The sequence below is a fragment of the Streptomyces sp. SID5910 genome (assembly GCF_009862125.1).
Lineage (GTDB): Bacteria > Actinomycetota > Actinomycetes > Streptomycetales > Streptomycetaceae > Streptomyces.
This window is the reverse complement of the sequence record NZ_WWHX01000362.1, coordinates 1-763: the sequence shown is the minus strand read 5'-3', so window position 1 is coordinate 763 and position 763 is coordinate 1. Positions and strand designations below refer to the sequence as shown.

Below are 763 nucleotides of genomic sequence, written 5' to 3'. Positions count from 1 at the left end.
GGGCGTGGGTGGGGGAGGGCGGCCGGAAGGTCGGCGGGGGCTGCGGTCGGGACGGCGACCGACGCTCCGGCCGGGGCCGCCTCTCCGGGACTGCGACCGAGGCCGCGTCCGGGGTTACGGGTGGGTGCCGACCGCCCGGCCGATCAGGTCCACCATCGACTCGACCAGCGCCTCGTCGAGCAGCCGCTGCTCGCCGACCATGCGGAAGACCAGGGACGCCGCCACCAGCGTCGCGGCGTCGTCCACGTCGGCGTCCGGCCGTACGTCACCGCGCGCGACCCCGCGTTCCAGCAGGTGGCGCGTCTCGCTCATCACGCGGGACGTGTAGGCGCGGTAGGCCCCCGGCTCCGCTCCGGCCTCCGCCGCGGCGCCGATCACCCCGGCCAGCAGCCGTCCGACGCCCGGCTGCCGGTACGCCTTCATGCGCGCCGTCAGCACGGCCCGCAGCTCGGCCCGGAAGTCGCCCATGTCGGGCACCGTCAGCGCGCCGATCCGGGCCTCGGCGGCCGCGATGACGAGGTCCTGCTTGGTCGGCCAGCGCCGGTACATGGCCGGTTTGCTCACCCCGGCCCGGGCCGCCACGGCGTCCATGGTCAGCGCGCCCATGCCGCTCTCCGCCACCAGCTCGACGACGGCGTCGAGAACCGCCCGGGTGAGATGCTCCTGCCGCGGCCGCCCCGGCCCCCTCCGGCCGCGCTCCCCCTGCTCGTCGCCCATGCCGAGACCCTACGCGGACCCGGGGCACGGCGCGTGAGGGGGTGGA

At 77.1% G+C, this 763-nt stretch carries 1 protein-coding gene; it reads right to left on the bottom strand.

Going from position 1 to position 763, the window contains the following annotated elements; all coding sequences use genetic code 11:
* Positions 1 to 114: 114 nt before the first annotated feature.
* Entirely contained in the window at positions 115 to 717 is a 603-nt protein-coding gene (locus tag GTW67_RS12220; RefSeq protein WP_161164829.1) for a TetR/AcrR family transcriptional regulator, read from the bottom strand.
* Positions 718 to 763 lie beyond the last annotated feature (46 nt).

Excerpts from the sequence above, each read along its gene's own strand:
- GTW67_RS12220 (WP_161164829.1), bottom strand. The coding sequence starts at position 717 with ATGGGCGACGAGCAGGGGGAGCGCGGCCGGAGGGGGCCGGGGCGGCCG.